Annotated in this window: 15 protein-coding genes; 12 read left to right on the top strand and 3 right to left on the bottom strand. The window is 52.2% G+C overall.

Annotated elements, in window-relative coordinates; all coding sequences use genetic code 11:
- Nucleotides 1-7: 7 nt before the first annotated feature.
- A complete protein-coding gene (gene leuC / locus MUN86_RS05235; RefSeq protein ID WP_245122598.1) occupies nt 8-1,402 on the bottom strand; it encodes a 3-isopropylmalate dehydratase large subunit in 1,395 nt (464 codons plus the stop codon).
- Between the two features lies 1 nt (nt 1,403).
- The gene (locus tag MUN86_RS05230) at nt 1,404-2,570 is read right to left on the bottom strand and encodes a 2-isopropylmalate synthase (RefSeq protein ID WP_245122595.1); all 1,167 of its coding nucleotides are present in this window, start codon (nt 2,568-2,570) and stop codon (nt 1,404-1,406) included.
- A gap of 177 nt (nt 2,571-2,747) precedes the next feature.
- Between MUN86_RS05230 and MUN86_RS05225 the strand changes: the two genes are divergently transcribed.
- Complete coding sequence (locus MUN86_RS05225; protein WP_245122592.1) at nt 2,748-4,292, top strand: hypothetical protein; 1,545 nt, start codon at nt 2,748-2,750, stop codon at nt 4,290-4,292.
- Between the two features lie 165 nt (nt 4,293-4,457).
- Nucleotides 4,458-4,778, top strand: a complete 321-nt coding sequence (locus MUN86_RS05220; protein WP_245122589.1) for a hypothetical protein — start codon at nt 4,458-4,460, stop codon at nt 4,776-4,778.
- Between the two features lie 105 nt (nt 4,779-4,883).
- Here the strand turns inward: MUN86_RS05220 and MUN86_RS05215 are convergent, their stop codons facing one another.
- Nucleotides 4,884-6,464 (bottom strand): M28 family metallopeptidase, encoded by a 1,581-nt coding sequence (locus MUN86_RS05215; RefSeq protein WP_245122586.1) that lies wholly within the window; start codon nt 6,462-6,464, stop codon nt 4,884-4,886.
- Nucleotides 6,465-7,069: 605 nt separating this feature from the next.
- Here MUN86_RS05215 and MUN86_RS05210 point away from each other — a divergent pair.
- From MUN86_RS05210 to MUN86_RS05175, 10 genes are all read left to right on the top strand, one after another.
- Nucleotides 7,070-10,246: a SusC/RagA family TonB-linked outer membrane protein gene (locus MUN86_RS05210; RefSeq protein ID WP_311181791.1), complete on the top strand. Its 3,177-nt coding sequence runs from the start codon at nt 7,070-7,072 to the stop codon at nt 10,244-10,246.
- Between the two features lie 10 nt (nt 10,247-10,256).
- The gene (locus tag MUN86_RS05205; protein ID WP_245122583.1) at nt 10,257-11,879 is read left to right on the top strand and encodes a SusD/RagB family nutrient-binding outer membrane lipoprotein; all 1,623 of its coding nucleotides are present in this window, start codon (nt 10,257-10,259) and stop codon (nt 11,877-11,879) included.
- A 183-nt stretch (nt 11,880-12,062) separates the two neighbouring features.
- Nucleotides 12,063-12,647: a M20/M25/M40 family metallo-hydrolase gene (locus MUN86_RS31645; protein WP_311181790.1), complete on the top strand. Its 585-nt coding sequence runs from the start codon at nt 12,063-12,065 to the stop codon at nt 12,645-12,647.
- A gap of 35 nt (nt 12,648-12,682) precedes the next feature.
- Complete coding sequence (locus MUN86_RS31640) at nt 12,683-13,135, top strand: peptidase dimerization domain-containing protein (protein ID WP_311181789.1); 453 nt, start codon at nt 12,683-12,685, stop codon at nt 13,133-13,135.
- Nucleotides 13,132-13,347 (top strand): hypothetical protein, encoded by a 216-nt coding sequence (locus tag MUN86_RS31635; protein WP_311181788.1) that lies wholly within the window; start codon nt 13,132-13,134, stop codon nt 13,345-13,347. Before MUN86_RS31640 ends, MUN86_RS31635 begins: the two co-directional genes overlap by 4 nt.
- A gap of 369 nt (nt 13,348-13,716) precedes the next feature.
- Entirely contained in the window at nt 13,717-14,427 is a 711-nt protein-coding gene (locus MUN86_RS05195; protein WP_311181787.1) for an alpha/beta fold hydrolase, read from the top strand.
- Nucleotides 14,428-14,802: 375 nt separating this feature from the next.
- Complete coding sequence (locus tag MUN86_RS05190) at nt 14,803-16,614, top strand: ABC transporter ATP-binding protein (RefSeq protein WP_245122581.1); 1,812 nt, start codon at nt 14,803-14,805, stop codon at nt 16,612-16,614.
- Between the two features lie 51 nt (nt 16,615-16,665).
- Nucleotides 16,666-17,421 carry a hypothetical protein gene (locus MUN86_RS05185; protein ID WP_245122578.1) on the top strand — a complete coding sequence of 252 codons (756 nt, stop codon included), beginning with the start codon at nt 16,666-16,668 and terminating at the stop codon, nt 17,419-17,421.
- Nucleotides 17,422-17,615: 194 nt separating this feature from the next.
- Nucleotides 17,616-18,491, top strand: coding sequence for a hypothetical protein (locus tag MUN86_RS05180; protein WP_245122576.1), 876 nt, complete (start codon nt 17,616-17,618; stop codon nt 18,489-18,491).
- An 80-nt stretch (nt 18,492-18,571) separates the two neighbouring features.
- Complete coding sequence (locus MUN86_RS05175) at nt 18,572-19,390, top strand: alpha/beta fold hydrolase (RefSeq protein WP_245122574.1); 819 nt, start codon at nt 18,572-18,574, stop codon at nt 19,388-19,390.
- The last annotated feature ends 8 nt before the right edge of the window (nt 19,391-19,398 follow it).

Raw genomic sequence — 19,398 nt, 5'->3', positions numbered from 1 at the left:
GCGGCGCTTAGTTTAAGTACTGCGTGATGTCGACAATGCGGCCTTGCACAGCCGTGATGGCCGCTACCAGCGGCGAGGCCAGCAACGTGCGCGAGCCGGGCCCCTGGCGGCCTTCAAAGTTGCGGTTGGACGTGGCCACGCAATACGCACCGGCCGGAATCTTGTCCTCGTTCATGGCCAGGCAAGCACTGCAACCAGGCTCCCGCAATTCAAAGCCAGCTTCGGCCAGAATCTTGTCTAAGCCTTCTGAAATGGCTTGCTGCTCAACCTGCTTGGAACCCGGCACGATGATGGCCTCTACGTGCTTGGCCTTTTGCTTGCCCTGCACGTAAGCCGCCACCGCCCGCAAATCCTCGATGCGCGAGTTGGTGCAGCTGCCGATGAACACGTAGTTGATTTCCTTACCCAACAACGACTCACCGCGCTGGAAGCCCATGTAGGCCAATGACTTATCGAAGCTCTCAGATTCGCTAGCGGCTACCTCGCTTGGGATGTTGCCGTTCAAAGCAATGCCCATACCGGGGTTGGTACCGTAGGTAATCATCGGGGCAATGTCGCGGGCGTTGAAGTGGTGCTCGGCGTCGAACACCGTATCATCGTCGGAATACAGGGTTTTCCAGTAGGCTACTGCCTGCTCCCACACAATTCCCTTCGGGGCGTAGGCGCGGCCCTCCACATAGGCAAACGTAGTAGCATCGGGGGCAATAAGGCCGCCGCGCGCCCCCATTTCGATGCTCATGTTGCAGACCGTCATCCGGCCTTCCATGCTCAGGCCGCGCACAGCACTACCCGCGTATTCAACAAAATAGCCCGTGGCACCACCGGTACCGAGCTGCGAGATAATATAGAGAATCAGGTCTTTGGCCGTCACGCCGCGGCGCAACTCGCCATCGACAGTAATACGCATGCGCTTCGGGCGGCTCAGCAGCAAGCACTGCGTAGCCATTACCTGCGCCACCTGGCTAGTACCAATACCAAACGCCACCGCGCCAAACGCGCCGTGCGTGGAGGTGTGGCTGTCGCCGCACACGATGGTAGCGCCGGGCAACGTCAAACCCAACTCCGGCCCGATTACGTGCACGATGCCCTGGCGGGCGTGGCCCAAGCCATACAGCTCTACGCCGTACTTTTCGCAGTTCGCGGTCAGCTTATCCACCTGCGAACGGGACAGCGGCTCCTCGATGGGGAGGTGCTGGTTGCGCGTCGGAACGTTGTGGTCGGCGGTAGCCAGAATGCGGTTGGGGCGATAGAGCGGCAGGTTGCGGGCTTCGAGTTCGTCGAACGCCTGCGGGCTAGTCACCTCATGAATCAGGTGCCGGTCGATGTACACAATATCCAAGCCGCCTGGCGCGGTTTTTACCACGTGCGCATCCCAAATTTTATCAAATAAGGACTTGGCCATGTTAGTTGACTGCTACCAGTTTTTCCTGTTCTACCAAGGCGTGCAAATCCTCGTCAACCACCTCCCGCTTGCGGTCGGCTAATTGGAGGAAGCAGGCGTAGGCTTTATTGAGCGTGATTTTCTCGAAGTCATAACCGATTTTCTGAAGCCGATAGGCCAGCGCCGCGCGGCCCGAACGAGCCGTGAGCACAATCGAAGAATCGGCGACGCCCACTTCTTTGGGGTCGATAATTTCGTAGGTTTCGCGGTGCTTAATGATGCCGTCTTGGTGGATGCCGCTGGAATGCGAAAACGCATTAGAACCTACAATTGCCTTATTAGGCTGCACCGGCATGGTCATGAGGTGCGACACCATGGCAGAAGTTTCGGCCAGCAGGCGGGTGTTGATGCGGGTATCAAGGTTGAGGTACGGGTGCTGACGCAAAATCATCACCACTTCTTCAAGCGCCGTATTGCCGGCCCGCTCCCCTACCCCATTGATGGTGCATTCAATCTGGCGGGCGCCGTTCATTACGCCCGCAATAGAGTTGGCCGTAGCCAGCCCCAAGTCGTTGTGGCAGTGCGTAGAGAGGCGCACGTTCTGAATGCCCGTCACGTTCTCGTGGAGAAACTTGATTTTGGCACCGTACTCCTGCGGCAAGCAGTAACCGGTGGTATCGGGGATGTTGAGGACGGTAGCGCCGGCCTTGATGGCCGCCTCACACACGCGGGCTAAAAACTCGTTGTCTGTGCGGCCGGCGTCTTCGGCGTAGAATTCCACATCTTCCACGAAGCTTTTCGCGAGCTTTACGGCGGCTACTGCCCGCGCCAGTACGTCTTCGCGGGTGGTGCAGAGTTTGTGCAGGATGTGCACGTCGGAAGTGCCGATGCCGGTGTGGATGCGGGGGTAACGGGCCTTTTGCAGCGCCTCAGCGGCTACGCGGATGTCGTTTTCAACGGCGCGGGACAGGCCGCATACGGTAGCCTCGCGGGTTTGAGCGGCTATGGCCTGCACAGCGGCAAAGTCGCCGGGGCTGGAAACGGGGAAACCGGCTTCAATTACGTCGACGCCGAGTAGTTCTAGCTGTCGGGCAATAACAAGTTTCTCTTCCCTGTTTAGCTTGCAGCCCGGCACTTGTTCGCCGTCGCGGAGCGTAGTATCAAAGATTTGTATTTGCTGATGCGCCATGCTACAATAGTCTTGTAAACAGCCTTGTCAACTGGAACGAGGTGTTGATTATTGATCTAAGTACCGTGTTCTATGTCCCCTTGTAAACTGCTCTTTGTCTAGTTCTACTATTTCCAACTTCTCTTATATTGAATTTAACTATCTATTTACCAGTAGTTTAACGAATAATTTCTTACGATGCCCAACCGTAGTACAGAGCCCATTTTTCAGTTAATAAAGTCTCTTACTCGCTCCGAAAAGCGCCATTTCCGGCTTTTTACCAACCGGCAAGGTTCCTCCGAAGACCTGAAGTTCCTTCAACTTTTCGACGCCTTGGAGGCGCTAGAAACCTATGATGAGACGCAGATACTCGTGCAAGTCCCGACGCTCAAGCGGGTGCAGCTCGCCAACCTGAAAGCCAACCTCTATAAGCAGCTCCTCTCCAGCCTGCGGGTCTACCACGCTGGCCAGAACCCCGACATTCAACTGCACGAGCAGCTCGATTATGCGCGGGTGCTCTACAACAAGGGCTTCTACCAGCAAAGCCTACGCATGCTGGAGAAGGTGAAAGTGGCCGCTCGGCAGGTGGAAATGCCGCACATCGTGCTGCTGGCGCTAGATTTTGAGAAGCTCATCGAAAGCCAGTACATCACGCGCAGTATAAAAGACCGCGCCGAAACGTTGGCTACCGAGGCCGTAGACACGGTCGAGCATTTGGGCAAAATGCACGCGCTTTCCAATGCCTCGTTGCGCCTCTATGGGCTGTACTTAAAGGCTGGTCACGCCCGCAACCGCGCCGACCACGAGCGGATTACCGCCTTCTTTCGGGACAACCTACCGCCTTTTGAAGACAGCAAGGGCGGCTTTTTCGAGAAGCTATACTACTACCAGGCGCACGTGTGGTACTACACGCTCAACCAGGATTTCCGGGCCTGCTACCGCTATGCGCAAAAGTGGGTGGACTTGTTTGAGCAAGCCCCGCATATGAAGGATTTGCAGACCATGCTTTATATAAAGGGCCTGCACAACCTACTGGCCACTCTGTACAATATGCTGTATTACAGCAAATTTATGGAGGTGCTTAAGACGCTGGAAGAATTTAGCGCCAACCAAACCCGGCGCAGCAGCCCCAACACCGAAATTCTGCTGTTTCAGTACATTTACACCAATAAAATCAACGCCTACTTCTTGGAAGGCCGCTTCACCGAAGGCCTGGAAATTATTCCGGAGTTGTTAGACAACCTGGAACACTACAAGTCGCAGTTGGATATGCACCGCACATTGGTGTTCTATTATAAGATAGCCAGCCTCTACTTTGGCAGTGGCCAATACCAAAAGGCCATTGAGTATTTGAACCTCATCATCCAACAAAAAGATTTGAGTTTGCGCGAAGACTTGCAGTGCTTCGCCCGCATCCTCAACCTGATTGCGCACTACGAAGCCGGCGAAGATGCTAGCCTCGAATATCAGGTCCGGTCTGTGTACCGCTTCTTGGGTATGATGGACGACCAGCAGCCCATGCAAGTGGAGATATTTCGGTTTCTGCGCAACGTGGGCAACATTGCGCCGCACCAAGTACGTGAGGCCTTTATCGCGCTCCGCGAGAAGCTGATTGTCATTGCAGCCAACCCCTTCGAAAACCGGCCCTTCCTTTATTTGGATATCGTTTCGTGGTTGGATAGCAAGATTACCAACACGCCCGTGCAAGACATAATGAAGCGCAAATTCTTGCAAATGAAGTAGCCGCTACCGACTGACAGTCAGCAGCTTCTTTGAGCTAATGATTGCTAGTTCACTGGAATGTTGAAGCAGCCTGCTTGCTTCGCAGAAAAACCGTGGCAGCTTTGTACCAACTCCTAGACAACCCTATTCATAGCAGAAGCATCTTTGTAGCATCATCAGGGTCCAATGTCTATCTGTAAACTGCTTACGCTCTTCGTTGCGCTATTACTGCTTACGGCCGTGAGCAGCCAGGCTCAGAGCCGACGAGCGGCCGACCCTCCCCTCCCCGACCCACAATACAAGGAAGTGAAAGTGAGCGTCACGCTCCCGAAAGCCGTTAATGTCATCCGGGACTACGGCAAGATTCTGCTTTCCCGCAACAGCGAAAAAGACCGGCTAAGCCGATTAACTGATCGGATGAAAGACAAAACGGATAAGCCTGTAGTCGAAGTCACAGTAGATGTTCCCAAGAATTGGGTGACGAGGAAACTAGGCTTAGCAGAGTAGTATTTAGCTAGCGGCCAGACTAGCAATTGTTAATTGACTATCAACAAAAACGCCCCACCGACTTTTGAAGTCAGCGAGGCGTTTGCTTTTTAGGGCGGCTCTTACTTATTGGGCTTTAGCAGTTGCAGCAGGCAGCGGCTTACGCGGCAGTTTCTGGTCGCGGGTAGCGGCGTGGTACACAAACGAGGCTACTACCACGGAGGCCTGCTTTAGATCTTCCGGGATGAGGCGGTCGTAGGTGTCCTGGTTGGTGTGGTGAGTACGGGTACCGTAATCGAGCGGGTCTTGGATGAACTGAAAGCCGGGCAGGCCCACAGCATCAAAAGACAGGTGGTCGGTGCCGCCGGTGTTGCGGGGCGTAACGGTGGTGGCCCCGAGGTCGGTGAAGGGTGCGAGCCAAGCAGTGAAGATGGGCGCCACAGCTTCGTTGCTTTGCTGATAGATACCGCGAATTTTGCCGCCGCCGTTGTCGAGGTTGAAGTACGCCGCTAATTTCTCGTGCTCGGGCAGCAGCTTCATAGTGGCGGGGTCGGCGAAATGGTTTTTCACGTAGTTGCGCGAGCCGAACAAGCCTTGTTCTTCTGCGCTCCACAGTGCAATCCGGATGGTGCGGCGTGGCTTCAAACCACTAGCTTTCAAAATGCGAACAGCTTCCATCATCACGGCGCAGCCAGCGGCGTTGTCGGTAGCGCCCGTAGCCGCGTGCCAAGAGTCGAGGTGGCCGCCGAGCATCACCACTTCGCTTTTCAGTTTCTTATCGGTGCCCGGAATTTCGGCTATGACGTTGTAGCCTTTCAAGTCTTGAGTTTGGAAACGGGTTTTGGTTTCCATTTCCACTTCCACCGGAATGCCCGCTTCTACCAACCGGATAATGCGCAATTGGTCTTCGGGCGACATTTCAATTTCAGGCAGTACCGGCTTGGCATCAGGAGCATAGGGCGCGCCGTTCGAGGTGAAGAACGTGCCCTGGGAGCCGCCACGGGTGCTAAGCACGGCAGCAGCGCCTTCGCTCATCATCATTTCGGTCATTTTGGTGCGGAGCGCCAAACGGGCCCGGTAAGTAGCCATCCGGTCGGCTTCGGAAGTGGCGGGAGTACCAGTAGCCGCCGGGCGAGCAGCGGGGGTACCGTCGGCCATTTTCTTCAGTTCCTCATCGGTGTAGCGTTTAGCGTCGGGCTCGAAGCCTTCTTTCGGCGGCGTAGCTACCTCCAGGACTACTATTTTGTCGCGAAGCTGGCCTTTGTATCTATCGAGTTCAGCTTCGGTAATTGCCTTCACGTACGCTACCTGCTTCTTGACGCTGCCACTGGTGCTTGGGGTCCAGGCCTTAGGCGCGCCAATCATGGTGTGGTAGTACGGGGCTGTCATGGCTACATAGGACTTCTCGATGTCCCATCCGCGGCCGAACTCACCCCACGGCTCAAGACTAGCATTGGTCAGACCGTATTGGGTAAGGCGGGTCTTGGTCCAGTCATAAGCACGCTTGAGGCCGTCGGAACCAGCAAGGCGTGGGCCGCACACATCAGTGAGGTAGAAAGCCGTTTCCATCACCTTGGAGCGGTTCATGCCCTCGTCCTTGATTTTGGCAATAGCTGCTTGATCCACCTTCTCGGCGGTTTGTTGGGCTAAACCAGGAGCAGCTATGGATAGGCCTCCAGCGAGAGTAAGGAGTCGGAATGTGTTCATAGAAAGTTTTTAGTGAGAGAAGCTTCAGCAGCTAAAGTACCAGCAATTCCCGTTTCGTTGCGTTGGGTTGTGCATTCTACCCATTTTAAACAGGATTGCAGCTTCAACAAAAAAAAAAATTTACCCTCATAAATACTAGTTGAAACAGGCGGCACTGTCTATCGAAACAATGACTTGTGGCAGTCTCTCACTGTATCAATAATCTAAGACAAACACCTTCAAGTATCAGCTCTTCCATTTTGATGATACTAGCTCCTTTACCCCAATAATTATCGGGTTCACTAAAAATTCAGGTGTTTCTAGAAAGACTCAACGAATTGCAATCGATTTAGTCTTACTGTGATTTAACAGCACTGCTTGCATTTACCAAAATTCACTGGGATAACCATGTAACTACATCTATAGGAATATTGAAAGCTAGAGACCCATTAACAATATAACATCAATGCAAGCTTTTTATTCAACATATCTTAATACAAAGGGCATTTTATTTATATATTCTTAAAAAATGGATCGATTATTAATTATTAATTAATAAAACCGATCTGTATACTTGTGGAGTTGCATGATTCCAACAACCATTTTCACTCACCAAAAACAATCAAATGAGACAAAAATTACTTCTTACTTCTGCTTTGACTATCAGCCTGTTGCAGCAGGGGATGGCTCAAAACAGAGCAATTTCGGGGAAGGTTACTGATCAAGCGACTGGTCAAGGGCTTCCTGGAGTTACTGTATTAGCAAAAGGCACCTCAGTTGGCGTGTCAACGAATGCTGATGGCGCGTATTCTATCAGTGTTCCAGCCGGTACTTCCATACTTGCATTCTCCTCGATAGGGTATGGAGCTATTGAGCGGCCCATCGGTGACGCCGCCGTCATTGATGTGGGCTTGGGCGCTGATACCAAACAACTTGGTGAGGTAGTTGTAACAGGCGCGCTAGGTATTCAGCGCCAAGCACGAGAAATTGGATACGCTACTTCAACAATTGACGCCAAGGAGCTGAATCAGGCCCGTGTAACGAACGTGACCAATGGCTTGGCTGGTAAAGTTTCGGGCCTGCAGATTCAAACAGTCAACAATGGTATCAACCCGAGCGTGCGTATTACTCTGCGCGGTACCCGCTCATTGACTGGTGAAAACCAAGCTCTCGTTGTAATTGATGGGGTACAAACTACGCAGGATGTATTAACCGCGCTCAACCCCGATGATATTGCCGACATCACCATTCTGAAAGGAGCAAACGCTGCCGCTCTATATGGTTCGCAGGCTACCAACGGGGCACTAATTATCACGACGAAAAGAGGCGGCACTACTCCGAGTGTAACTTTCTCACACACGTCGCAGCTAGAACAGATCAGCTTCTGGCCGAAATTTCAGAACGAATTTGGTCCAGGCTCTTCGGAATGGATTCGGGAATACACGCCCTACGAAAACCAGCAATACGGCGAACGTTACGACGGTTCTATCCGGGAGCTAGGCTACCAGACTGTAGACAAAAACATTCAAAAAATTGAATACAAAGCCCGGCCGAACGAGCGTAAAGACTTCTTCAACACCGGGTACCAGATGCAAAACAATGTCTCGTTCTCGGGCGGTGACAAAGACACCAAGATCTTTGTGTCGTATCAGAACGTGAAGAACAAGGGAGTTGTGCCAATGGATCAGTACGACCGCAACACGTTCCGTGCTAATGCGTCGCGCCAGATGAACAAGCTTTCGGCGGGCATGAACGTTTCGTTTGCACAAGTTAAAGTGGACCAGAGCACCGGCGCCATCTACGACCAACTGCTCAATACCTCGGCGCTAATTCCAGTTACCCAGTACAAAAACTGGCGGACCGATGAGTTTGCTAACCCTAACGGTTACTACAACGAGTATTACTCCAACCCCTACTTCACTCTCGACAACAACCGCCGCAATATTCGCCAGAACACTCTGATTGGCAGTATTGATCTGGGCTACAAAATCAACGATTGGTTGTCGGCACAGTACCGAATCGGTCTGACCAACATCAACCAGGATAATAAGAATTGGCAAGACCAATTCACTTTCACGTCTTACACACTCAATCGGCCCATTAATGCCCGCAGCAACATTGCCGGCAACGTGACCGAGGCGAATAGCTACGTAAACCGTTTTAACTCCGACTTATTCATCAACATTGTTAAGCAGGTTGGTGACATTTCCATCAAAGGAATTCTGGGCAACAACGTTCAGATGAACAATTCCCAGTTCCTAGCAGCTTCGGCAAATGCACTGTCGGTACCTGGTATTTTCAACGTCGGCACCAACCGGGTAGGCGAAGCATCGGTTAGCCAAGGACGGTACCGCTATCGGCAGGCGGCTTTTTTTGGCGACCTGACGCTGGGCTACAAAGACATGTTCTTCCTGCACGGTTCGGCTCGCCAGGAAGAAGTTTCCATTTTGAGCCCTGAAAACCGCTCCTACTTCTACCCTAGCGTAGATGCCTCCGTGGTGCTATCGGAAATTATTCCGGCCTTGAAGTCGGTGGCCTTCTTCGACTATGGCAAACTTCGTGGCGGCTACTCGAAAGTAGGACAGGTAAACTTGGGTGGTAACGTTGGCGGCGTTGCCAACAACTTCGGGGCATACAGCATCGCGCCGGTTTACAATCCGGGCAGCGGCTATCCTTTTGGGTCGGCAGCCTCTTATACTCTCAGCAACCAAACTATTGTGCCAAACCTGAAACCGGAATTCACACACTCCACGGAAGTAGGAAGTGAGCTGAGCTTCCTGAAGCAGCGAATTAACTTGGCGGCTACTTACTATTATCAACTCTCCATTAATCAGACCATCAATGCCAATATTGCCCCTTCGGGCGGTTTTACCAACTATCTGCTCAATGCGGGTAGGGTACAGAACAACGGCGTGGAGTTGGATCTGAACGTGACGCCCATAGAAGCTGAAAATGGTCTAACCTGGAAAGTAGGGTTGAACTACAACTATAACGACAACAAGGTTCTCAAAATCACGGATCAAACGACGCAGTTGCCACTTACATCAGGTGGCAACGCGCAAGTGTATGCTATTGAAGGGCAACCCTATCCGGTTCTTCAGGGAACTGATTACAATCGTGATGATCAGGGCCGCGTGATCTTAACCTACTTGAACTTAGGTTCCGCAACGGCAGCTGATGGCTCTACATACCAGCGTCAAGGCTGGGTACCTTCGCAATCGGGGCAGCTCACCACTTTTGGTAATACGCTGCCTAAGTACAAGTATGGCTTCAATACCAGTCTCAATTTTAAGGGCATCACCCTGGCGGCGCAAGCCGAATATCGAACCGGCTACTACGTGTACCATGGCATTGGCTCTACCATGGACTTTACGGGTGCTTCAGCCCGCAGCGCCTCTACAGGCCGCGAGCCATTCGTGATGCCAAATTCATCGATACTGGCGCCTGACGGCACTTATGTAGCCAACACTGAAAACCTGACGCCTGGCGGTGCCGAGTTCTGGGCCAACAGTTCCTACAACCGGAATATAGCAGCCAACTACGTTACGAAAGGCGACTTCTTTAAGCTACGGGAGGTTTCGTTGAACTACAGTTTACCAGCCTCTTTGTTGGGTAGCACGGGCTTTATCAAAGGTGTGACCCTCAATCTATATGGCCGCAACCTGTATACCTGGGTGCCTAAGGAAAACCAGTACACTGACCCCGAATTCAGCTTCACGAGCGGCAACGGTATTGGTATCAACAACGCCGACCAAACGCCTCCGACTCGTTTCTACGGTGCTAGCTTGTCGGCCACTTTCTAATTCAAGAGCAATGAAAAATACAAGTAAATTTTTGGTGGCCCTAGCGCTTGTGTCTCTCACGACCGGCTGTAGCGACGACTTTTTTGATATCAACCAAAATCCTAATAGCCTAACCCTAGAGTCGGCAACCCCTAACGCCATTCTGGCCCAGGCCCTGAAAGTAACTGCCGACAACTATGGCCTCACGCTGAATACATACGGCAGCTGGACTGCTGGCTATTGGGGCAAGACGGGTACGGTAAATGGCTACAACGAAGAGCGGACGTACACTTACAGCAGTACTTATCAGCAAGGGCTCTGGGGCTCGGTCTACGACAACCTCAAGGATTACGACAACATCGAGAAGAATGGTGCCGCCCAGGGCTTGGTGTACATCTCATCGATTGCTAAAATCATGAAGGTGCTGAACTACCAGATGCTGGTCGATCAGTACGGCGACATTCCGTACTCGCAGTCGTTACAGGCTGATGCGTCTACGCCTCTTCTGGCCCCGCAGTACGACAAGGCCGAAGATATCTACAAAGATTTGGTGGTAAAGCTCGATGAAGCGGTAGCTGCTATCAAAGACCCTGGTACTAACCCCACGGCTGTAGGCTCCGAAGACATTGTATTCGGTGGTACCATGGCCAACTGGACTAGGTTTGCTAACACGCTCAAGCTCCGGATTTTGCTGCGCCAGTCGTTCGTTCCGGCTCTGGATGGATACGTACGGACTGAAATGACCAAGCTACAGTCGGCTACTGGTGGGTTTGTAATAGCAGATGTAGTAGTGCAGCCAGGCTATTTGCAGACCGCTGGTAAGCAGAACCCCTTTTGGAATATGTACCGGGCCACTGCAGCTGGTGGGGCTTCCACTAACCGTAACTGGCAAGCCGGTACACAGTACATTATTGATCAGTACGTCGTCAACAAAGATCCCCGAGTATCTCAGTTGTACGTGTTGGCAACTACTGGCACTTTTGCTAACACCTACAAAGGGGTTGTGTTGGGTGACCCAAACCCGCTTCCAGGCAGCACCCAAATATCTCGTTGGAAAGATTATGGCGGCATCTTGAAAGGGTTTGATGCTCCTACGCCCCTCATGCTCGCTGCGGAGAGCTACTTTCTACAGGCAGAAGCTAAATCCAGAGGCCTCCTAACTGGTGGTGACGCCGCCGCCAAAACCGATTTCAACAACGGCATTCAGGCTTCGTTCGTGTATTACTACGCGCCGGCTCCCAGTCGCACAGGTACAACCAGCAATGTATCGGCCAATGCCGTTGCCGACTACAAAAAGTACCTAACGGCCAATGATAAAGACAATGACAACAACGGCTTAGTGGACTGGGACGCAGCTACGACTCGTGTGGGTGTTCCGGCAACTGGCAATCCTCGTCCGGTTAGCAAACTAGAGAAAATCATCTACCAGAAGTACCTGGCCATGAATTCAGTTACGGGTATCGAAGCCTGGAATGAGTACAGAAGAACTGCTTTCCCTAAGTTCCCGGCTTCGCTGCAATCCAGCTCGCCGCGAGCTGATAAGCTACCAGTGCGTTTGCTGTACCCCCAAACCGAAATCAGTACGAACTCTACAAATATCCCGGCGGGTATCAATCAGTTTACGTCCAAGGTTTTCTGGGACGTTGTGGACTAACCAATAGGGTATAGTTTCTGAAAAAGGGGGTTGAGCTATTCAATCCCCTTTTTTATGCCCGTATAGCAGACTTCTTTACATTGTGCTGTGCTGCTACTGACTTGATAAGCCGGCTACTTACCGTGGATAACAGAGAATTGCTAACCCTAGTACGTTTCTTTTAAAGTTACTTCGACCAATTCCATGAGAAAACGACTTACCCTTGCCTGCGCGCTAGTGTGCAGTTTCGCTGCAAATGCTCAAAAGCTTACCGCCACCGAACAGAAGATCATTGCTTCTGTAAAGCAGAATATGCCGCAGAGCGAGAAGCTGCTGGTACAGCTCGTCAATATTAATAGCGGCACACTGAACCAGAAGGGCGTGCAAGATGTGGGCGCCATTCTGCGTAAAGAGTTTGATGCTATTGGCTTCAAAACCGAATGGGTAGCTATGCCGGCAGCCATGCAACGGGCCGGTCATTTGGTGGCGCAGCGCAAAGGCAAAAAGGGCGAGAAGCTTTTCCTGATTGGGCACCTCGATACGGTGTTTGAGTTGGATATGCCTTTCACTAAATACACGCAGCTAAATGATTCGACGGCCACTGGTCAAGGTCTCAACGATATGAAAGGCGGCGACGTGGTGATACTGGCGGCCTTGCAGGCGTTGCAGCAAAATGGCTTGCTCGACAATACCACCATCACGGCTTACTTCACCGGCGACGAAGAGCGCAAAGGGAAGGCGAAGCCAGTCGCGCCGATTTCATTGCCAAAGCCAAAGAATCGGATGTAGCGCTGGCCTTCGAGTCGGCGGCGGGGCTGCACTCGGTGGCTACAGCACGGCGCGGCTCTAGTAGCTGGCAGCTGAAAACGTATGGGCAAGCGGGTCACTCGTCTACCATCTTCAAGCCGAATGTAGGCTACGGCGCTATTTTCGAGGCGTCCCGCATCCTGAACGAGTTTCGCGAGAAGCTAAGTCAGGAACAGTACCTGACGTTTAATCCGGGTCTTATTGTGGGGGGCTCGGAAGTGAAATACGACGCGGCCAAAGCGCACGGCGAGGTAGCCGGCAAAACCAATATCATTTCGCCGGAAGTAGCCGTAGCCGGTGACTTGCGCTTCCTTACTGAAAAACAGAAAGAAGATGCCCGGGTGAAGATGCGCGAAATAGTAGCGCGCAACCTGCCCAATACCCGCGCCGAAATATCGTTCACCGACAACTTGCCCGGCATGCCCCTACCCTCGGCAACCAGAAACTGGCCGCCCTCGCCGACCAAGTGAGCCGTGACCTTGGCTTTGGTCCCGTAACTGCCGGCGACCCGGGCTCCCGTGGCGCCGGCGACGTATCGTTGGTGGCGCAGTATCTGGACTGCCTCGATGGCTTAGGTGCTTCGGGCAAAGGAGCCCACGCTCCCGGCGAAACCCTTAATACCAAGGAGTTTCCTTTACTCGTGCAGCGCGCGGCCTTGATGATCTACCGGCTTACGCGTTAGAGTGCAAAAACTCAGGAATGGATGGTATGGCTACTAACTACTTTGCTTAACCTAGCCACACAGTAGCCTCTTGCCGTAGTGGTGCTGCACTGTAGACACCACTTATAGAAGCCGCTATAGCTATTCTTGCGTTATATGTGAACTATACTGAACCAAAACGTAGCTGTTGCGGTGCCGGAAGACAGCTTACTGAATTCTGTTTGCTATCTTTTGGCAAGATCAACTTGCACGATCCCATTTTGAATCGGCAGGCAGTAAAAGCATAGGAAAAGAGTAGCGATAAGGGAAAAACCGTCCTATTTTGAAATTAATTGATATTGAACATCATTAAAAAAATAAATTCAGTGTTATCAGGCTATACTGTCACCGATGGATGTGCTCAAAAGAAATAATGTTCAAGTAATAGGCCAGGGACAACAGACCCTTCTATTTGTAAATGGCTTTGGTTGTGACCAAAGCATTTGGCGCTACATTTTACCACCGCTTTCCAAGCAATACCGCTTGGTGCTTTTCGATCATATAGGCGCGGGCCAATCCGACGCGTCGGCTTATGATCCTGCCAAATACGCTACGCTAGATGGGTACGCGCAGGATGTACTTTCTATCTGCCGGGAGCTTGGGCTTACGGATGTTACCTTGGTAGGTCACTCAGTGGGCGCTATGATCGGAATGCTTGCCGCCATTGAAGAGCCGACTCGGTTTCAGCAGCTCCTGCTGCTATGCCCTTCTCCTTGCTACCTCAACCAGTCTGATTATTATGGTGGTTTCGACCGGGTTGATGTTGAAGCCATGCTGTCGTACATGGAGCGAGATTTTGTGGGCTGGGCTGATTCCTTTGCGCCTTTCCTGATGGGCAATCCTGACCGCCCTTCATTATCGGCAGAATTAGCTCACAGCTTCTGTCAAAATGATCCTGCTATCGCCAAGCAATTTGCCCGCGTTACCTTCTTGTCGGATAACCGCCAGGATTTGCCTCATCTGCACACTCCTTGCTTGCTAGTGCAGTGCGCCCAGGACCTCATTGCCCCACCGGAGGTAGGCGACTATCTACAGGCGGCTATTCCGGGGCCACCCTCGTAACACTGCCTGTCAACGGGCATTGCCCACACGTAAGTGACCCTCGCGAAACGCTGAAAGCTATTGAGGCTTTCCTGGAGGTGTAGCACCTAAACTGTTTGTCAAGTACCTAGGCTGGAGAAGCATCAAACCATCCGCAGTTAACAGTCGTGTGGCTAAGAAATGGCTAGAAACTGGACCTCGGTGATAGTATTGCTTCTATCAGGTCTAGTGCGACCCGTGCGACCGTAACAGCAACTAGCTCTAATCTACTGTAGCCTGCGGCTGCATTCGAGCGGAACCTATTGAAACGGTACGCAACCAAATGGCGGTAACCAACAACTCCATTCCTACGAAGCTCGTCTAACCGGCTACCCATCATCTAGCCCCTACCGACGCATGAGCCTCTGGGAGATTATCAAGCGCCTCTACCCGTATGTTCGACCCTACCGCCCTCTTGTTGTTGGCACGCTGCTGCTAACATTGGTGGGGTCGTTGGCGGCGCAGGTGAACCCGTTTGTGCTGCGCTACACCGTCGATACAGTGCAGGGACTACTAAATACCAATAAAGGGCTCATAGAAGGCGCCGATTTACTTTTGCTGGTAAGCGCGCTACTGCTCGGCAAGGAAATCGTCAACACGTTCATTCAGTTCGGGCAGAAATTCTACGGCGAGAAAATCCGCATCAACGTGTCGAGCACTCTCTCGCAGGACGCGGTGCGCAAGATTTTAAGTTACCAGCTCGGTTTCTATTCCGATAACGGCAACCAAACCGGCAAGCTCCAAACCCGCATCGACCGGGGCGTGGAAAGCTTGATGAAACTGGTGCAGAATTTCTTTATCGATATTCTGCCGCTGTTTGCCAACGCCATTGTGGCCCTGGTAGTCATGTTCTCGGCCAACGTATATGTGGGCTTGGTAGCAGTGTGCATTCTGCCACTGTACTTCTGGATCAGCTACCGGCAGGCCGACAAGCTGAACGGCACCCGCCGGGCCTTGCGGAGCTTGCGCGAAGTTAAAAGTCAGGGACTAGTGAATCTGATTGACTCGGCGGTGGTCATTAAGAGCTTTGTGCGCGAAGACTACGAGGAGTTGAAACAAGCGCAGGCCCAGCAAAACCTTCAGGAAGCCCAACTTCAGACCCGCAAAACCAACTTTCTCTTCGACGGCCTCAAGACATTCACCGAACAGGTGGGTGTGGTGCTCATCATCATCCTGACGGCCTATCTGGTGCTCGACCGGCAGATATCTATCGGCGCCATCATGTTCCACATCCTACTCTTCAATAACGTGTCGGCGCCCATCCGGCAGTTGCACCGCATCTACGACGAGATGAACGACGCCCTCACCTACTCCGAGGGCTTCTTCGACATTCTCGACGCGCAAGATGCCGTGGAGCCCACCGGTTCGCTGCAACCCATCCACTTGCACGGCACCTTCGACATTTGCAACGTCGATTTCACTTATCCTAGCGGCACCCAGGCGTTGCACGACGTGTGCCTCACTATTGAAGCCGGCAAAACCACGGCTTTAGTAGGCTTGAGCGGCGCAGGCAAGAGCACTATCATCAATTTACTTTGCAAGTTCTATGCCCCCGACCGTGGCAAAATGCTGCTCGATGGCAAGCCCCTGGCAGATTACGATACCCACGCCCTGCGCCAGCAAATCGGGCTGGTACTCCAGAAAAACCACATCTTCAAAGGCACTATTGAAGAGAATATCCGCTATGGCCTTATGAACGCCAGCTTCGAGCAGGTGCAACACGCCTCCAAGCAGGCCTACTTGCACGAGCAGATCATGCAGCTCCCTAGGCAGTACGAGTCTGACGCGCAGCAGCTTTCGGGTGGGCAGCAGCAGCGCATTGCCATTGCGCGGTTGTTCCTCAAGAATCCGCCCATTATCTTCCTTGACGAGCCCACCGCCTCCCTCGACGCCATTGCCACCGAGCAAATTAAGAACAGCCTCGACGCCATCAAGCAGGGTCGCACCGTCATCATCATCTCCCATAGTCTCGCCCAAATTGTGGACTCCGACTGCATCTACGTCATGAAGGAGGGGCGCATGGTGGAAAGCGGCACCCATGAGCAGCTCTACGACCAGCGTGGCACCTATCGCGAGATCTTCGACGCCTCCGCCCGCAGCTTAAACATCGAGAAGCTAGCCCGCGTGATGGTAGACGACGAAGACGAAGTAAGCGACACGGCAGCGTGAGCTAAATGGTTTAATTATTTAGTATTGCCTTGAGTTCTAATACCCTTTTTAATGAAAAGCATTATTTGCGTCATTATTATTGCCGTTTGCTTAGTTCATAAAAGTAGCGGTCAACGTATTATCTCAACAGCTCAAGTATCAGCTTTTGCAACCTATGTCAAAGGCAATAATTTCGAAGGGTCTATCTTTTCCAGTAGTTATACCTCCGATCTTACTGGCCCTGAGAATATACCAAATAACTTCGGAAGCAAGTCTGTCCGAAAATTCACTCCTACAATAGAGCAGGTCGTATTAGCTGAACGTATTCTACAAAAAAAATTACGCAGCTATAATCACAAAAAAGTGTGGCAAGGCGGAAGCAGTGGGCCAGTAATTCATAGAAGGCTTCATAAGTACCAACGCCAGTACTTTGGCTATACAACAACTAATATTGAGGACATCATTTATGTAAATGCCAACTGGGATTCATACACATTAATCGACAGATTACAGGATTTGTATCCGCGTGATGAGACGTGGAAGTCTGACTACAGTATTATTTTGGATGGAGGCAGTTATCATTGGCACATTGAAGTAAACTTAAATACTGGTCAACTTTCTGGGCTTGGGATTAATGGAACAGCTACTCACTTTCCATTAGATATAGCTTCACATCCTTTAGTCACTGGGCTTCGCCAAATGAGGCCTCCCCTTAAAGCTGTCATGCCGCGGGAAGCAGTGGACGTTGCATGGCAAGTTTCCTATTATAAAGCTATTGAAAACACAACCCAGCACTACTCTGAGCAACTGAAGTTAGCAGTGGCGTAACGACCTTTGCATGCCGTTTCACTTCCGAGCCGGCAAGCATTTTTCATCTTACTACTAGATGCGCTGCCTCAAACGTCTACTTTTCCTTGCTCTGGTGCTCCAATCGGGCTTTGTCAACGCTCAAAAGGCGCCTTTTACCGTCCGTACCATCAGCTTGCCCCGGAAATTGCCGACCGTAACAACCAATTCTCGGGTTGTACCTGCGCGACAACCAGTTGTTGCTGCTGGCCGAAAGTCGTTTGCAAGAGCAGGCCGAAGCCAAAGTGTATGCCCTGGATTTGACTAGCGTCGAGGCGCAACTAACTCAGAAGTCGGCGGTGCTAGCCTATAAGAAATACGCCATCCAGAACCTCGATAAGCTTAGGGCTCGGATTGATAGCACGGGCCAGCACTACGAAGGGCTAGAGGCACTAACGATGCTAGACAACGTGGCGTATTTCTCGATTGAAACGGCAACGCCTTCGCCGTACTGCTACGTGGTTAAGGGCGTAATTGATGATACACAAGCCACCATTAGCCTGGACGCCCGGTATCTGGTGGCAGTAGCCAAGCCTACCCTTACCAATGGCACACACATCTACAATGCTGGGTTTGAAGCCATGACGAGCTACCGCAAAAGCCTGCTGTTGCTTTATGAGTACAACTACTTCGCGCACGACAATTACGCCCTCTCTCTGCCTAGCACTGCCTCTACACCAGATATTCCGCAATACGTACCGATAGCGCGGTTGCCTTTCCGCGTGACGGATCTGGTGCAGGAAGGCAAAAACCGTTTTACTGCCATCAACTACTTCTTTAGTGGTGCCGATGACAGCGTGTATCGCACCGCCCCCACTGACCCCAACACCAAGCTCATTCAATCAGGTACTGGCTACCAAAACTATTGTCGGCTCATCAGTGTGCGCTACAAGCGCAACAAAATCAGCTGGAAATCTTTGTTTGAATTGCCTAAGGAGTATATGACCTATAATTGGGAAGGCTTGGCTGCTTATCGAGGAGGCTATTTTCTGATCAACGACAAGTACGGCCCTTCCAACCAATCAACCTTGTTGTATCTTCAGAAGCAGTGAGTATTTTCCTGCGTGCTCCTGATTGGAAGACAGAGACATAAGTACTTGGTTGCCAGTGCGCGCTTTAAGGTTACCCGACTATGCCCCGCCTTCTACTTGTTGCGCTGCTGCTATTTACCCAGCTAGCTCATGGGCAAGCAGTACCGTATGGCAATAACCCTGTTGCCGGCAAGTATGCCACCGTGCGCGGCGTGAAGCTCTACTACGAAGTCTACGGCGCCGGTCCGCCTCTGCTACTCTTGCACGGCAACGGTGGTAGCAGCAAGGAATTCGCCAAGACCATTCCCTACTTCGCTAAGCGCTACCGCGTCGTTGCCATGGACAGCCGGGCGCACGGCAAATCGGTGGACCGCGCCGATTCATTGAGCTTCGAGATGCTGGCCGACGACTGTGCAGCCCTACTCACGCACCTTCGCCTCGATTCGGCCTACGTGCTTGGGTGGAGCGACGGTGGCATTACGGCGCTGCTGCTGGCGTTGCGCCACCCCGAGAAAGTGAAGCGCTTGGCCGCTACCGGCGCCAACCTCTGGCCCGACTCCACGGCCCTGATGCCGGAGTTGTGGCAACAAATGAAGCGTGGCTACCGGGAAGGCCGCACCCAAACCTTCACCGACCCCAGCCGCAAAAACGATTGGAAAGTTTTTCTGCTCGACTGGCGGCATCCGCACATCCCGCTGTCTACGTTAGCGCGCATTAAGGCTCCGGTCTTCATCATTGCCGGCGACCGAGACGTAATCCGGCCCGAGCACACAGTGGCCATCTATCAGAATCTGCCCCGCGCCTGGCTCTGGATACTCCCTAACAGCGGCCACGCTACCCTCCACGAACACGCCGATGAGTTCAACCGCAAAACCGACGAGTTTTTTCGGGCACGCACCATTTTGCTGCCTTCACGCTAAGCTCTAAC

It is taken from the genome of Hymenobacter volaticus (assembly GCF_022921055.1).
GTDB classification, from domain to species: domain Bacteria; phylum Bacteroidota; class Bacteroidia; order Cytophagales; family Hymenobacteraceae; genus Hymenobacter; species Hymenobacter volaticus.
Note: the sequence above shows the minus strand (reverse complement) of the source record. Positions and strands in the feature narration are given on the sequence as shown.

What these genes read in the sequence shown, in the direction of transcription:
- MUN86_RS05230 (WP_245122595.1), bottom strand. Translation starts at nt 2,570, where the DNA reads ATGGCGCATCAGCAAATACAAATCTTTGATACTACGCTCCGCGACGGC.
- MUN86_RS05195 (WP_311181787.1), top strand. Translation starts at nt 13,717, where the DNA reads ATGGATGTGCTCAAAAGAAATAATGTTCAAGTAATAGGCCAGGGACAA.
- MUN86_RS05215 (WP_245122586.1), bottom strand. Translation starts at nt 6,464, where the DNA reads ATGAACACATTCCGACTCCTTACTCTCGCTGGAGGCCTATCCATAGCT.
- MUN86_RS31645 (WP_311181790.1), top strand. Translation starts at nt 12,063, where the DNA reads ATGAGAAAACGACTTACCCTTGCCTGCGCGCTAGTGTGCAGTTTCGCT.
- MUN86_RS05175 (WP_245122574.1), top strand. Translation starts at nt 18,572, where the DNA reads ATGCCCCGCCTTCTACTTGTTGCGCTGCTGCTATTTACCCAGCTAGCT.
- leuC (WP_245122598.1), bottom strand. Translation starts at nt 1,402, where the DNA reads ATGGCCAAGTCCTTATTTGATAAAATTTGGGATGCGCACGTGGTAAAA.
- MUN86_RS05210 (WP_311181791.1), top strand. Translation starts at nt 7,070, where the DNA reads ATGAGACAAAAATTACTTCTTACTTCTGCTTTGACTATCAGCCTGTTG.
- MUN86_RS05225 (WP_245122592.1), top strand. Translation starts at nt 2,748, where the DNA reads ATGCCCAACCGTAGTACAGAGCCCATTTTTCAGTTAATAAAGTCTCTT.
- MUN86_RS05220 (WP_245122589.1), top strand. Translation starts at nt 4,458, where the DNA reads ATGTCTATCTGTAAACTGCTTACGCTCTTCGTTGCGCTATTACTGCTT.
- MUN86_RS05185 (WP_245122578.1), top strand. Translation starts at nt 16,666, where the DNA reads ATGAAAAGCATTATTTGCGTCATTATTATTGCCGTTTGCTTAGTTCAT.
- MUN86_RS05190 (WP_245122581.1), top strand. Translation starts at nt 14,803, where the DNA reads ATGAGCCTCTGGGAGATTATCAAGCGCCTCTACCCGTATGTTCGACCC.
- MUN86_RS05205 (WP_245122583.1), top strand. Translation starts at nt 10,257, where the DNA reads ATGAAAAATACAAGTAAATTTTTGGTGGCCCTAGCGCTTGTGTCTCTC.